Genomic DNA, 14,663 nt, shown 5'->3' on the forward strand with positions numbered 1-14,663 from the left:
AGGGAGAATTATTAAAAAGAAGTCCTTATCTTGTTTCTTTCCATTCCTTAGTACCCAGTACCCCGTCCCCAGTTCCTAATGCCCAGTTCAACAAACTTACTTTAATTAATGACAATAGTTTAGTTAAAAGCGTTAGCGTAATTTCACTGAGTTCGATTTTATGAACAAATCAGCCAAATGATTAAGTCTCTGCTGTATTTTTTGTGGGCTAGTTTATTTGAAGTTGGGGGCGGCTACCTAATCTGGTTGTGGTTGCGAGAAGGTAAGCCTTTCTGGTGGGGCATATTGGGGGGAATTGCTTTAGCTTTCTATGGGGTGATTGCAACTTTTCAATCGGCAAATTTTGGCAGAGTCTATGCGGCTTACGGCGGTGTGTTTATCGCAATAGCAATGCTTTGGGGTTGGAAGGTAGACGGGGTAACTCCAGACCGCTACGACCTCATAGGAGCATGTTTAGCTTTAGTGAGTGTTTTAATTATCATGTTTGCACCTAGAAATTAAGTAAAATTACTAAATTATTTTCGACCAATCACTTTTATATTATTCCCTTTTAAACAGATAATAACCTCATGCAAAATCGCAAACTTTTTTTTAGCAACTAACCTCTGATACCAATTCGCTATGAAGATGCACTTAATTAATTATGAAACGAACCGCCAAGTACGCCATCGCGCAGCGTCTCGTAGAGAAGAGAGAAGGAGTAATAATTAAGTGCAAGCTCACGGAGAATTGGTATAAGAACCAGCTATACAGATAGCTAGTACCGCAAGGCGGAATTCAAAATTCAAAATTCAAAATTCAAAATGAATACAGGGTAAGCGTTCTATTGATTTGGAATGGGTGATTTATTTACGCCGTGCTGTACTAGGGCGTTATCTGGGAGATATAGAGAGAATTCATCACGTATTTGTGGAGATACTTGTCATACTTTACAAGTATTGTAAATTATGACAAGTATCTTGATTTGTAACAATAGGTAACTAAAAATTTGGAATTTTGTAGCGGTTGAATAAAATGCTATTCTTCAAAAAAAAAAGATGTAAGGATTGCATCGCCACACTCTGATTTCAATCTTGGCAACTACAATCATGATTATATTTTTGTTAACATTTCCAGAAAATTAAAGTTAAGTAACTTTAAAGACAAAAATGTATAGCTAAAAGTAATCAAATGTAGTTAAGTATACAAATTATTGGTGCTTAGGAAGATAAAGAAGTGTTGAAAAAAATCGTGATGATTGGGGCTATCACCCTAATGTTTTTAGGGGGGCCGCTGATGGGCAATGCATTTGCCCAAACACCAGCTGCTGTACCTGCTGCTGATACTGGAGATACGGCATTTATGCTGATTTCAGCAGCACTGGTGCTGTTAATGACACCAGGATTGGCATTCTTCTATGGTGGATTTGTGCGATCGCGCAATATTCTAAACACATTGATGATGAGCTTTGTGTTAATGGCGATCGTGGGAGTTACCTGGATTCTCTGGGGTTATAGTCTTTCTTTTGCGCCAGGGTTGCCATTCATCGGTGGATTGCAATGGTTTGGGTTGAACGGTGTCGGTTTAGAGACTCAAGGCTACTTACCGCATCTGCCTTATGAAGATGCGCTCAAAGCAGGAGACCCCAAATATGCTGATGTCGTCTCTTATGCCGGAACGATTCCCCACCAGGCATTCATGATTTATCAAGCCATGTTTGCCATTATTACCCCAGCCTTAATTTCTGGGGCGCTGGTTGAGCGGATGAGTTTCCGCGCCTATTCGCTGTTTGTGCTGCTGTGGTCAACTTTTGTTTACGCCCCCCTAGCCCACATGGTATGGGCGAAAGGTGGATTTTTAGGTTTGGCTGGTGGATTAGGTGCCCTCGACTTTGCAGGTGGCACAGTAGTTCATATTAGTTCTGGGGTTTCTGCTCTAGTAGCAGCAATCGTCCTTGGCCCTCGCAAAACCCATCCCGATCGCCTTAGCCCGCCGCACAATGTTCCGTTCATTTTGCTGGGTGCTGGCTTGCTCTGGTTTGGTTGGTTCGGTTTCAACGCTGGGAGTGCCTTATCTGTTGCCAGTGGAACTTCTGATGGCTTAACAACAAATTTAGCAACAACAGCCTTTGTTGCCACCAATACGGCGGCGGCGGCGGCGGCTTTAATGTGGCTAATTTTGGAAGCAGTTTTACGGGGTAAACCCACAGCCGTGGGAGCAGCTACAGGAGCCGTTGCTGGTTTAGTAGGCATCACTCCCGCCGCCGGATTTGTAACACCACTATCAGCGATTTTAGTTGGTTTCATCACCGCCTTTGTTTGCTTCTATGCCGTGAGTTTCAAGCATAAGCTGCAAATTGACGATGCTTTAGATACTTATCCCGTGCATGGTGTTGGTGGGACAGTAGGGGCAATTTTAACGGCCATTTTTGCCACAACTCAAGTCAACGGCGGAGGTAAAGATGGAGTGCTACGTGGTAATTTTGGTGAATTGGGAGTTGAACTAGCAGCAATTGCCGTTGCTTACGCGATCGCAGGTGTTGGTACATGGATTATTCTCAAGGTTATCGATGCTACAGTCGGTCTGCGAGTCAAAGAGGAAGCAGAATTGCAAGGTTTGGATATCAACGAACACGGTGAAGAAGGTTACAACTCCGAGTTTGGCGATCGTCCGACTTAGTAGAGAGTGCTGAGTGGGGAGTTGGGAGTTAGGAATGATTTTTCCCCTACTCCCCGCTTTAATATTGTGTAATTTGCGATCGCTAGCGTTAAAATTTGATTCAAATAATTGGTAAATTTCGCTAGTCGTGTCTACTTCTTTTAAAACCTTTCCTATCTGGGCATTTTTCTCGCTGTTAACCAACGGCATCCTAATGTTGGCGGTGATTCTGCTAATCTGGCAACAGCAGAAATTGACCGCTTTTTTTGGGATAGCAACATCCCCAGAATCAATCAGCCTAAATAACTCACCCCAAATTGCTACATCTGATTTGGGTCGCCGTCACCAACTCACTTACCAGGAGTGGGTAGACATTCTCAAGCAAGAAGCTAAGGTCGCTGCTGACCAACGGACTTCCCATTTAACCATCCTGGCGGGAGATTCTCTGAGTTTGTGGTTTCCCCCTGAGTTATTACCCGAAGGTAAAAATTGGCTCAATCAAGGGATTTCTGGCGAAACCAGCAATGGCCTATTGAAAAGATTGAAAATATTTGACCGCACCCAGCCAGAGGTCATTTTTGTAATGATTGGCATTAATGACCTAATTCGGGGGGTGAGCAACGAGGAAATTTTAGATAATCAGCGACAAATTATCAATTACCTCCGAAAGACACATCCCACTGCGCAAATTGTTGTCCAATCGATTTTGCCACATGCGGCAGAAGAAACAACCTGGAAAGGACGAGATAAACTTCTAGCTGTTACCAATAGTCGTATTCGGGAGTTGAATCAGCGACTGCAAAGCATAAGTACCAAAAAAGATGTCAAATTTCTTGATTTATATCCCCTGTTTACCGACAAGCAAGGAAATCTCCGCCGCGAATTTACTACTGATGGCTTACATTTAAGTCCTGAAGGCTATATGGTTTGGCGTTCTGCATTGCAGATTTATAGCGAAATAGAATTAAAATCCCAGCCTCAGCGCCCTTCGGGAAAATAAGGTTAAAGGACAAAAAGAAGTAATATCTTTGAATACAACTCCGTATAAATCGCGTCTGGGTGCGAGAAAATAAAAAATAGTGGTTCAAGTAGACAAATCTAATGGATACAAAAGCTTTTAAGCGTAGCCTGCAACATTCAGAAAATTACAATCGCAAGGGCTTTGGTCATCAAGCAAAAGTTGCTACCCAGTTACAATCTGAATATCAGAGTAACTTGATTCAGGAAATCCGCGATCGCAATTACATCCTGCAACGGGGTGATGTGACAATCCGACTAGCACAAGCCTTTGGGTTTTGCTGGGGTGTAGAACGGGCTGTGGCTATGGCCTACGAAACTCGTCAGCACTTCCCCACAGAACAAATCTGGATTACTAACGAGATTATCCACAACCCTTCTGTAAATCAACGGATGCAGGAGATGGAAGTAGAATTCATCCCCATTGAAGGAAAGAATAAAGACTTTTCTGTTGTTGGCACTGGTGATGTAGTGATATTACCCGCTTTTGGAGCTAGCGTTCAAGAAATGCAGATCCTTCACGACAAAGGCTGCAAAATTGTTGATACAACTTGTCCTTGGGTATCTAAAGTTTGGAATACAGTAGAAAAGCACAAAAAAATCGATTATACATCAATAATTCACGGTAAATATAAGCACGAAGAAACAGTAGCTACTAGTTCCTTTGCTGGCAAGTATTTGATTGTGTTAAATTTGCAAGAAGCAAATTATGTTGCTGACTATATTCTCAATGGTGGGAACCGTGAAGAATTTCTGACAAAATTTGCTAAAGCTTGTTCAGTAGGATTTGACCCCGATCGCGATTTAGAAAGAGTTGGCATTGCTAACCAAACTACCATGCTTAAAGACGAAACTGAGCAAATCGGAAAAATTTTTGAGCGGACTATGTTGCAAAAGTATGGCCCCACCGAGTTAACTCAGCATTTCCAAAGCTTCAATACCATCTGTGATGCCACCCAAGAACGGCAAGATGCAATGTTGGAGTTAGTGGAACATAATTTAGATTTAATGGTAGTAATTGGTGGGTTCAATTCATCGAATACTACTCAATTGCAACAAATTGCTTTTGAGCGAGGAATTCCTTCTTATCACATTGATACTGTTGAACGGATTAAATCAAGAGATTCTATAGAACATCGACAATTAAATGGGCAATTAATAACTACAGAAAACTGGTTGCCAGATGGTGAAATTGTTGTGGGAATTACTTCTGGTGCTTCTACGCCAGATAAGGTAGTAGAAGATATAATTGAGAAAATTTTTGCTGTGAAAGCAACAGCAGCAGTAGTTTAAATCGTCGGGGCAATTCATGAATTGCCCCTACCGCCTGTAGTTTTGCGTAAGTCCTATAATAAATTATTTCTGAGATATCACTGCCGTCTACGTAATTAAGAAAGTTATATTTGAATGGCTGCAAGAGATATTTTTCATAGTGCTGTTAGAAAAGGGCTAGAGAAAGAAGGTTGGGTGATTACAGACGACCCTCTAGAAATTGAAGTCGGTGGAGTTGAAATGTACATAGATTTGGGTGCGGAGCCGATATTAGCAGCTGAGAAAGCAGGAGATAAAATAGCAGTTGAGATTAAGAGTTTTCTTGGTGCATCAAATATTTACGAATTTCATACAGCATTGGGTCAATGTTTCAACTATAAAATTGCTCTAGAGATTCAAGAACCAGAACGAGTTTTATACTTGGCTGTTCCTTTAGGAACTTATAGCAGCTTCTTCGCATTGCAATTTATTCAAATTGTTATTCAACGCTCCCAACTAAAGTTAATCGTTTACGATCCGGTAAATGAGGTGATTGTAGAATGGAAAAATTAGAGCAATATCGAGGTTATATTCAAGAATTATTGGCAGCTTATGCTAGTCGAGGTTCGTCAAAAAGTGAAATAGAAAAACAAGTCATTTTTGATCCTCTTCACGATCACTATCAATTAGTCTACGTCGGCTGGAAAAATCGACGACGGCAATATGGCTGTGTTTTGCATCTTGATATCAAAGATGGGAAGATTTGGATACAATATGATGGAACTGAGATTGGCATTGCTAATGATTTAGTAAAGTTAGGAGTCCCAAAGGAAGATATTGTTTTGGCATTTAATGAACCGTTCGTAAGGCAATACACAGGATTTGCTGTGGGTTAATAAATCTGAAAACAATCACCGAGATTACTTGTTTGTAACCGCCGATAAAGTATTAGCTATGAATTAGCATGACAGAGAAATGGCTTTCTATCGTCGGCATTGGAGAAGATGGATTACAGGGGTTAAGCGCGATCGCTCTTTCCCTAATCACTCAAGCTAAAGTAATTGTCGGAGGCGATCGCCATTTGGCTATGCTGCCTACAGACGATCAACGTGAAAAAATAGTCTGGACATCGCCAATTAGCGCCTCTGTAGACGAAATAATTCAGCGTCGGGGTGAGTCAATCTGCGTACTTGCAAGCGGCGATCCCATGTGTTACGGCATTGGTGTCACCTTAATGCGGCGAATTCCGGTTTCTGAAATGACGATTATCCCCGCACCTTCAACCTTCAGCCTCGCCTGTGCCAGGGTAGGATGGTCTTTAACTGAAGTGGAAACCTTGAGTTTAAATGGTCGTCCATCCTCCCTAATCCAGTCTTACATCTATCCAAAAGCACGACTGTTGATTTTGAGCGAAGGTAAGGACACACCCGCCCTTGTTGCGGAGATTTTGACAAATCGCGGCTATGGTGGCAGCAAAATTACCGTGTTGGAGCGTATGGGCGGCACTCATGAAAGAATTGTGGAAGGTACGGCTGCATCTTGGAATCAAACTGAAATTGCTGCATTGAATGCGATCGCAGTTTATTGTATTGCTGATGCTGGGGTTGTCCCATTACCAAGATTACCAGGGCTACCAGATAGCGCCTACCACCACGATGGACAGTTAACCAAGCGTGAAGTTAGGGCAATCACCCTAGCAGCTTTGGCTCCCACACCGGGCGCACTGTTGTGGGATGTTGGCGCGGGTTGTGGCTCAATTTCCATCGAATGGATGCGGAGTAATGCTCAGTGTCGGGCGATCGCGATCGAACAAAACTCATCTAGACTACTCTATATTGCCGATAATGCGGCCACTCTCGGTACTCCAAATCTGCAAATCATTGAAGGGAAAGCGCCCCTAGCCCTGAAAAACTTGCCAGCACCAGATGCCATTTTTATTGGTGGTGGGGTTACAGCAACAGGACTTTTTGATGTTTGCTGGGAAGCACTGCGGCCGGGTGGGCATTTGGTCGCAAATGTGGTGACAGTAGAGGGCGAGCAAACTTTATTCCAATGGCATGAACGAATCGGTGGCGATTTAATTCGTATTGCCATTCAACGGGCGGAACCTATTGGTAAATTTTTAGGCTGGCGGGCAATGGCACCTGTGACGCAATGGGTAGTTGTAAAATAATATGATTTATGTGCGATCGCTAGCGATCAAAGTTTGAACCGCGCCATAGCGAGGATTTGAGATAACTAAGTTGGAATTTATGGGCAAGCAACGTGTTCTTTCTGGAGTTCAACCAACCGGCAATTACCATCTAGGTAACTACTTGGGAGCCATTCGCAACTGGGTAGAAGGTCAGAGCGAATACGAAAATTATCTGTTTGTGGCTGATTTGCACGCGATTACAGTGCCACACGATCCAAAACAGTTGGCAGATGATACCTACACCCTTGCTGCTCTGTATCTAGCTTGTGGTCTTGATTTAAATCACTCCACCATCTTTGTGCAATCTCACGTTTCGGCCCACAGTGAACTCACTTGGTTGCTCAACTGCATTACACCTTTAAACTGGCTGCAAGATATGATCCAGTTTAAGGAAAAGGCTGTAAAGCAGGGAGAAAATGTGAGTGCAGGTTTATTGGATTATCCTGTGCTAATGGCAGCCGACATTTTGCTTTACCAAGCGGATAAAGTGCCAGTGGGTGAAGACCAAAAGCAACACTTGGAATTGACACGGGATATTGCGGCTCGGTTAAATCACCAATTTGGTAAACCAGATCAGCCCGTGCTGAAGTTACCAGACCCTTTAATTCGTAAAGAAGGGGCAAGGGTGATGAGTTTGGCTGACGGTACGCGCAAAATGTCAAAGTCCGATCCTTCGGAGTTAAGCCGAATCAGTTTGCTCGATTCACCAGAACAGATTCAATACAAGATTAAGCGTTGTAAAACCGATCCGATTCGTGGGCTGACTTTTGACGATCCGGCGCGTCCAGAGTGTAATAACTTGTTAACGCTGTATACATTGCTGTCTGGGCAGAAAAAAGAAGATGTCGCAGTTGAGTGCCAGGATATGGGCTGGGGACAATTTAAGCCATTGTTAACGGACACAATTATTGAGTCCCTGAAACCAATTCAAGAAAAATATCAGACGATAACGGCAGACAAAAGCTATTTGGACTCTGTGTTACGGGATGGCGGGGAAAAAGCTAGAGCGATCGCAAATCAAACGTTATCACAAGTAAAAGCTGCTTTAGGCTATTCGCTTCCCCTATAAGTTTTCGCTTTTAGGTGTGATTTGCTATACCATTTAAGAAATTGAAATTCTTAATTTTATGTATCACACCCATAGCCCCACTGCCTTCCGTAGAGCTATACAAGCAGGTGAATTTTTAGTTACCGCCGAGGTAGCACCCCCAAAAGGGGGAAATCCAGCACAGATGATTCAAATGGCGGCGACTCTTAAGGGAAGGGTTCATGCTGTCAATGTTACTGATGGTAGCCGCGCAGTGTTACGGATGTCTTCGTTAATCGCGTCGGTGATTTTGTCACAAAATGGTATAGAGCCGATTTGTCAAGTTGCTTGCCGCGATCGCAATCGCATTGCTTTACAATCTGACTTAATGGGCGCTCATGCTTTAGGTATTCGTAATATTTTAGCTTTGACTGGCGACCCCGTAAAAGCAGGCGATCATCCAGATGCTAGAGCAGTTTTTGACTTGGAAGCGGTGCGATTACTGCAACTGATTCGGAAGATGAATCAAGGCGTTGATTGTAACGAAAAACCCTTGACTGATGGAGCGTTAGATTTATTTGTTGGCGCAGCAGTAGACCCACAATGTAAAAGTTGGTCGGGTTTGCAAAGTCGATTTGAACGCAAAATTGAAGCCGGAGCGCAATTTTTTCAAAGTCAGTTAATTACCGATTTTGATCTGCTAGAAAAGTTCATGGATACCATTGCTTCTGGCTATAAAAAACCGATTTTGGCAGGAATTTTTCTGTTGAAATCGGCAAAAAATGCCCAGTTTATTAATAGGTGTGTTCCGGGTGTAAATATTCCCCAACATATTATTGATAGATTGGCAAAAGCCAAAGATCCTCTTGAAGAAGGAATGAAAATTGCCGCAGAGCAAGTGCAGATAGCACGGCAATTGTGTCAAGGGGTTCACATGATGGCAGTGAAACGGGAAGATGCGATCGCGCCAATTTTAGATTTGGCTGGGATTGCTCCAGTTAATCAGTTAGTAGCCAAGTAAAGAAGATAACGGATTTTTTATTAAAGCAGATGGTAATAATCATCTGCTTTTTTAATGCCGCAATCAGCCATCAACGATTGGCTTCCAAGGGGCGTTTACACCCGCTAATAAAACCATTTGTTTAAAAGTTTGTATTTTGAACAAGAATATCTAGGATAATACGAGATAATTGCACTACCAGCGTTATGTCCATAGATTTACGGGAATTTTATCAGGCTACTGATCCCAGCAGAACTCTGTTTGTTAACAATAGCTCTGATGGCAAGTATTATATAGATTTTTCTTCTGTTCGAGGTGGTGATATTCTTGGCAAGCTGAAGCAGAAAATTACTTTTTTTAAGCCCGATGAACCCACTTGCACTTTATTTACTGGGCATATTGGTTGTGGAAAATCGACAGAACTATTACGGTTACAGGCAGAACTGGAAAAATTAGGCTTCCAAGTGGTCTATTTTGAGTCCAGCGACGACCTGGAAATGACTGATGTCGATATTGCTGATGTGCTGCTAGCGATCGCTCGGCGTGTGAGTCAAAGTCTGGATAAAATAACACTGGAGACACCTAACAAGTTTAATGAGTTGCTCCAAGGTGCTTGGAAGGTCTTAAACTCTGAGGTGACGGGGGTAAAAGTTAAGGTTCCCAATGTCGGCGATTTTGGTGTCACTTCTGAAAAAGATAAGCTTTCTCTGTCTGTGGGGATTGGTGAAATCACCGCGAAGATGAAAAATGACCCCACGCTGCGAGAAAAACTCAATCAGTATTTAGCACCGCAAAAAACTAAACTGCTGGAAGCGATTAATCAAGAATTATTGGAACCTGCGTAGGCGTAGCCCGCCGCAGGCATCGCTAAACTCAAACAGCAGGGTAAAAATGGTCTGGTGGTAATTGTCGATAATCTTGACCGCATAGATAATCGTGTCAAACCTTGGGGTCGTCCACAGCAAGAATATTTATTTGTCGATCAAGGTGAGTTTTTGACTAAGCTTAATTGTCATCTCATCTACACCATGCCCTTGTCATTGAAGTTTTCCAACGATTACGGAATGCTGACTCAGCGTTTCCCAGAAGATCCAAAGGTATTACCAATGGTACCTGTACAAAGGACTGATGGCAGTGTTCATACACAGGGAATGGCACTGATGCAGCAGATGGTATTAGCAAGAGCTTTTCCTGACATCACACCAGAGGAGCGTTTAAATCAAGTTACCGAGATTTTTGATAGTGCGGCTAGTCTAGAACGGTTATGTAAAATGAGCGGTGGTCATGTGCGGGATGTGCTGAGGCTGCTAAATACTTGGATTACGGAAGAGATGAGTCTTCCCCTAACCCGTGAAACCTTAGAGCAAGTTATTCGTTCTCGGCGCAATGAAATAATGTTGCCAATTTCTGATGATGAGTGGCAATTGTTACGTCATGTCAAGGAAAGGAAAAAGGTAAGTGATGACCACGGATATCAAAAACTGATTCGCAGTCGATTTGTGTTTGAATACCGGGATGGTGGCGAGTCTTGGTTTGATGTTAATCCCGTCTTGGCTGAAGCCAGGGAGTTGCAATGAGGAGGCAAGTAGTGTATGGACAAGTTGAATTACCCCCCTTAATCCCCCCTTGGAAAGGGGGGAAACCGGAAAATCTAGTTCCCTCCCCTTTACAAGGGGAGGGTTAGGGAGGGGTAATTCAATGACTGGTAGTGATTTCATCCTCTGCCTCCTACACTCTAGATTTACGTGAGCTTATCACTTATGACAGACTCTCAACCACCAAAAGATGACCACGTAAACAGCGATATCTACGACGGGCTACGCCTACGCTCTCTGAGACAATTAGCATGGGCGATTGAATCCTCTGTGGGGCAATTTAAGCTGATTTTGGCACGGTGTAATTATGGTAGCTTGCGCGATCGCTTAATCTCCAGATTGCAGGAAATCTGTCAAGTTGAAATTCGTGTCTTGACAGTGCAGCAATCTAACAGGACTCTTTATACTGCCATTCAAGAAGCATTCGGCGAAGAGATACCAGCCTGTGTAATGGTTGTGGGTTTGGAATCAGTGCAGAATTTATCTGTGATGTTAACTTCTGCTAATCAGGTGCGGGAAGAGTTTCGCAAGAATTTTGCTTTTCCCTTAGTGGTATGGATTGACGATGAAATCTACAAACAGCTAATACAGTTTGCGCCTGATTTGGAAAGTTGGGCAACTACGAGAAATTTTGATATATCAACACAAGAATTAGTAGATTTTGTCACCGAAACGGCTAATCAATGGTTTAGTAATAACTTAAAATTTAGCGTAGATGTATATGTCAAGCTGGAAAATGAGTTAGAAGCCGCGCAAATATATTTACTCAATCAGCCAGATGTTTATAATTTAGAAATTCAAGCTAATTTAGAATCTTTATTAGGTTTTTTCAAACAGATAAACAATCAAAAAGATTCGGCGCTACAGCATTATCACAAAGCTTTTGAGCTTTGGCAGCAAAATTATTATTTTGAAAGGCAGGCAAAAATCCTCTGTGAGATTGGCTTTTGCTATTATCTCAAAGCTTTTAAATATCAAGATATTAATCATCCAGATTGGCAAGTAACTTGGCATTATATTCAAGAGTATATAAATTTTATTACCCAGTTTAAAAGTCCAGATTTAATTGCTAATGCAGTAGTTAAATTCGGTGATATATTGCGAGACTTGCAAAAGTGGGAAACATTGCAGAGTCTTTCGGAACAAGCTTTAGTAATACATCAAACTAACAACCAGCCAAGGGAATTAGCCAAGGATTACGGTTTTTTAGCTGAGGTGGCTTTGGCTAAAAGAAACTGGGTTGAAGCAAATCAGCTTGTTCAGCAAGCATTGAAAGTTTTTGCTACGATTCTCAATGTGGAATCAGCGAGTATATCAGGGGTTGTATCTGAGATTTCCGCAAGAGATTTTAAATCAAAAGATTTTAGTTTATATCAGTTTGTCTTAGGTCGTTCTCAATACCATTTAGGTCAAATTCAAGAGGCAACTCTCAGCTTAGAAAATGCTAGAGATGTGGGTAATCCTCTAGAAGATGTCAGGGTTTACTTGGAAAATCTGAGATTTTTGCAGCATCTTTACTTTGAGCAGAAAGAATATCTCGAAGCATACAAAATTAAACAGCAACAGCGTTCCATTGAACAGCAATTTGGTTTGCGGGCTTTTATTGGTGCGGGTAGGTTAGAAGCTACAAAACAGGCGCTTGTAGAGACATTGCGCTCAAACTCTCCCCAAGGAAACATTGCCCCAGAAATTGCTGCATCTGGTCGCCTGTTGGATGTAGAACGTTTGATTGAACGCATGGGTCGCCCTGATTATAAGTTGATAGTAATTCATGGGCAATCGGGTGTTGGCAAAAGTTCTCTGGTGAATGCGGGATTGGTGCCAGCTTTAAAGAATAAAGCGATCGGTGTTCAAGATTATTTGCCGGTGGTAATGCGGGTTTATACTAACTGGGCGGAAGAGTTGGGGAGGGTTTTGGGAAATGAGGGGGATGAGGGGGACAAGGGGACAAGGGGACAAGGGGGATGGGGGAGAATTAAAACTTCAAGTTTCGACCTTTGAACTCGAAATTTCGACCTCGGAAGGTCAACTTTCACCCTCAGAAGGTCAACTTCCACCCTCGGAAGGTCAACTTTCATCCTCAGAAGGTCAACTTTCACCCTCAGAAGGTCAACTTTCACCCTCAGAAGCTCAACTTTCATCCTCAGAAGGTCAACGTTCACCCTCAGAAGCTCAACTTTCATCCTCAGAAGGTCAACTTTCATCCTCAGAAGGTCAACTTTCATCCTCAAAACTCGGAACTAGGCAATATTTGATATCCAGACTCAAAGAAAACGAACAGCGCAACCTCCGCACAGTGTTAATTTTTGATCAATTTGAGGAATTTTTCTTTGTTTACACCGAACCTGCACAAAGGAAGCAATTCTTTGAGTTTCTGGGAGAGTGTCTGAATGTTCTATCAGTGAAAGTTATCTTATCGCTGCGAGTAGATTACATCCATTACTTGCTAGAGTGCAATGATTTGTCCAGTCTCAAGATTATTGGCAATGACATTCTTAGTAATAATGTGCTTTACAAATTGGGGAATTTTTCACCTGCTGATGCCAAGTCAATTATTCAGCGTTTAACTGAAAATACTAGTTTTCGCTTAGAGGATGCTTTAGTTAAACAACTGGTGCAAGATTTAGCCGGAGAATTGGGCGAAGTTCGTCCCATTGAGTTGCAGGTTGTGGGGGCGCAACTGCAAACAGAGAATATTACAACTCTGGCAGAATATCGACAGCGTGGTACTAAAGACGAATTGGTTAAGCGTTATTTGGATGAAGTTGTTAATGATTGCGGCGTTGAGAATCAGCAAGCAGCAAACATATTACTGTATTTGCTGACAGATGAAAAAGGAACTCGCCCGTTAAAGACTCGCGCTGAGTTGGAACGCGATTTGATGCCGTACTTCTCGGAGATCCCCCCAACCCCCCTTAAAAAGGGGGGCTTAATTTCTTCAACCCCCTTTTTAAGGGGGTCGCCGCAGGCGGGGGGATCAGAAACTAGGGAAGATAAAGCTGTTGAAATCAGTAAATTAGATTTAGTATTAGAAATTTTTGTCCAATCAGGCTTGGTGGTTTTGCTACCAGAAAACCCGGCTGACCGTTATCAACTGGTACATGACTACATCGCCGCCTTTATCCGCCAGCAACAAGAACCGAAGTTAAAGCAGGTGATGGCGGAACTGGAAAAAGAACGAGAACAAAGAAAACTGAGTGACGCGAAACTGAATAACTTTCTCAAACGCGCCCTTTTTGGTTCCGTCGCCGCAGGATTAGTATTAGTTGGGTTGACAGGTTTATCATGGCGATCGGCAGTAGAGGCAAATGAGCAGAAAAAACAAGCCGATATTAATGAAATTAACGCCCTGAATAATTCTTCAGAAGCGTTTTTTGTCTCTGAACAACATCCAGATGCTTTAATAGCAGGTTTAAAGGCAGGTGAAAAACTCAAACGCACAGCTTCGGCACAGCAAAGAAGCGATACGCGAATGCAAACAGTGTTAACTTTACAGCAAGCGGTTTATTTAAAGCCAAAGGAACCAAAAGAAAACCGTGCCATAGAAGTGAATACTTTAGAAGGTCATAGCAATGTGGTCATTAGCGTCGCCTACAGCCCCAATGGACAACAGTTAGCTTCTGCAAGTGATGACAAGACGATCAAAATCTGGGATGTCAGCAGTGGTCAACTCCTCAAAACCCTGACTGGTCATAGCAGTGAGGTCATTAGCGTCGCCTACAGCCCCAATGGACAACAGTTAGCTTCTGCTAGTTATGACAAAACAATCAAAATCTGGGATGTCAGCAGTGGTCAACTCCTGAAAACCCTGACTGGTCATAGCAATGGGGTCAATAGCGTCGCCTATAGCCCCAATGGACAACAGTTAGCTTCTGCTAGTTATGACAAAACAATCAAAATCTGGGATGTCAGCAGTGGTCAACTCCTGAAAACCCTGACTGG

General features: G+C 42.6%; 11 protein-coding genes and 1 pseudogene. All 12 read left to right on the top strand.

The genetic code is table 11. The features are described 5' to 3' along the window. Nucleotides 1-177: 177 nt before the first annotated feature. A complete protein-coding gene (locus V7K38_RS01015; RefSeq protein ID WP_334854856.1) occupies nt 178-501 on the top strand; it encodes a YnfA family protein in 324 nt (107 codons plus the stop codon). Between the two features lie 774 nt (nt 502-1,275). Next, nucleotides 1,276-2,658 carry an ammonium transporter gene (locus tag V7K38_RS01020; RefSeq protein ID WP_442940732.1) on the top strand — a complete coding sequence of 461 codons (1,383 nt, stop codon included), beginning with the start codon at nt 1,276-1,278 and terminating at the stop codon, nt 2,656-2,658. 127 nt (nt 2,659-2,785) lie between these two features. After that, on the top strand, nt 2,786-3,637 hold the full coding sequence (locus tag V7K38_RS01025; protein ID WP_334854859.1) for an SGNH/GDSL hydrolase family protein: 852 nt from the start codon (nt 2,786-2,788) through the stop codon (nt 3,635-3,637). 101 nt (nt 3,638-3,738) lie between these two features. Next, nucleotides 3,739-4,947 (top strand): 4-hydroxy-3-methylbut-2-enyl diphosphate reductase, encoded by a 1,209-nt coding sequence (locus V7K38_RS01030; protein ID WP_334854860.1) that lies wholly within the window; start codon nt 3,739-3,741, stop codon nt 4,945-4,947. Between the two features lie 114 nt (nt 4,948-5,061). Continuing rightward, the gene (locus V7K38_RS01035; protein WP_334854861.1) at nt 5,062-5,478 is read left to right on the top strand and encodes a XisH family protein; all 417 of its coding nucleotides are present in this window, start codon (nt 5,062-5,064) and stop codon (nt 5,476-5,478) included. Continuing rightward, nucleotides 5,466-5,801, top strand: coding sequence for a XisI protein (locus V7K38_RS01040; RefSeq protein ID WP_334854862.1), 336 nt, complete (start codon nt 5,466-5,468; stop codon nt 5,799-5,801). Before V7K38_RS01035 ends, V7K38_RS01040 begins: the two co-directional genes overlap by 13 nt. 68 nt (nt 5,802-5,869) lie before the next feature. Then, complete coding sequence (gene cbiE / locus V7K38_RS01045) at nt 5,870-7,078, top strand: precorrin-6y C5,15-methyltransferase (decarboxylating) subunit CbiE (RefSeq protein WP_334854863.1); 1,209 nt, start codon at nt 5,870-5,872, stop codon at nt 7,076-7,078. Between the two features lie 79 nt (nt 7,079-7,157). Continuing rightward, nucleotides 7,158-8,168 (top strand): tryptophan--tRNA ligase, encoded by a 1,011-nt coding sequence (gene trpS, locus V7K38_RS01050; protein WP_334854864.1) that lies wholly within the window; start codon nt 7,158-7,160, stop codon nt 8,166-8,168. Between the two features lie 58 nt (nt 8,169-8,226). Next, the gene (locus tag V7K38_RS01055) at nt 8,227-9,147 is read left to right on the top strand and encodes a methylenetetrahydrofolate reductase (protein ID WP_334854865.1); all 921 of its coding nucleotides are present in this window, start codon (nt 8,227-8,229) and stop codon (nt 9,145-9,147) included. A gap of 185 nt (nt 9,148-9,332) precedes the next feature. Further along, nucleotides 9,333-10,703, top strand: a pseudogene (locus V7K38_RS01060) (ATP-binding protein). Nucleotides 10,704-10,886: 183 nt separating this feature from the next. Continuing rightward, nucleotides 10,887-12,722 carry an nSTAND1 domain-containing NTPase gene (locus V7K38_RS01065; RefSeq protein ID WP_334854866.1) on the top strand — a complete coding sequence of 612 codons (1,836 nt, stop codon included), beginning with the start codon at nt 10,887-10,889 and terminating at the stop codon, nt 12,720-12,722. Beyond that, nucleotides 12,652-14,663, top strand: a 2,012-nt coding sequence (locus tag V7K38_RS01070) for a WD40 repeat domain-containing protein (protein ID WP_334854867.1), incomplete at its 3' end; no start/stop codon positions are given. The genes V7K38_RS01065 and V7K38_RS01070, both read left to right, overlap by 71 nt.

Source organism: Nostoc sp., from assembly GCF_036917465.1.
Classification (GTDB): domain Bacteria; phylum Cyanobacteriota; class Cyanobacteriia; order Cyanobacteriales; family Nostocaceae; genus Nostoc.

Excerpts from the sequence above, each read along its gene's own strand:
- V7K38_RS01035 (WP_334854861.1), top strand. The coding sequence starts at position 5,062 with ATGGCTGCAAGAGATATTTTTCATAGTGCTGTTAGAAAAGGGCTAGAG.
- V7K38_RS01030 (WP_334854860.1), top strand. The coding sequence starts at position 3,739 with ATGGATACAAAAGCTTTTAAGCGTAGCCTGCAACATTCAGAAAATTAC.
- V7K38_RS01020 (WP_442940732.1), top strand. The coding sequence starts at position 1,276 with ATGGGCAATGCATTTGCCCAAACACCAGCTGCTGTACCTGCTGCTGAT.
- V7K38_RS01065 (WP_334854866.1), top strand. The coding sequence starts at position 10,887 with ATGACAGACTCTCAACCACCAAAAGATGACCACGTAAACAGCGATATC.
- V7K38_RS01040 (WP_334854862.1), top strand. The coding sequence starts at position 5,466 with ATGGAAAAATTAGAGCAATATCGAGGTTATATTCAAGAATTATTGGCA.
- V7K38_RS01055 (WP_334854865.1), top strand. The coding sequence starts at position 8,227 with ATGTATCACACCCATAGCCCCACTGCCTTCCGTAGAGCTATACAAGCA.
- trpS (WP_334854864.1), top strand. The coding sequence starts at position 7,158 with ATGGGCAAGCAACGTGTTCTTTCTGGAGTTCAACCAACCGGCAATTAC.
- V7K38_RS01015 (WP_334854856.1), top strand. The coding sequence starts at position 178 with ATGATTAAGTCTCTGCTGTATTTTTTGTGGGCTAGTTTATTTGAAGTT.
- cbiE (WP_334854863.1), top strand. The coding sequence starts at position 5,870 with ATGACAGAGAAATGGCTTTCTATCGTCGGCATTGGAGAAGATGGATTA.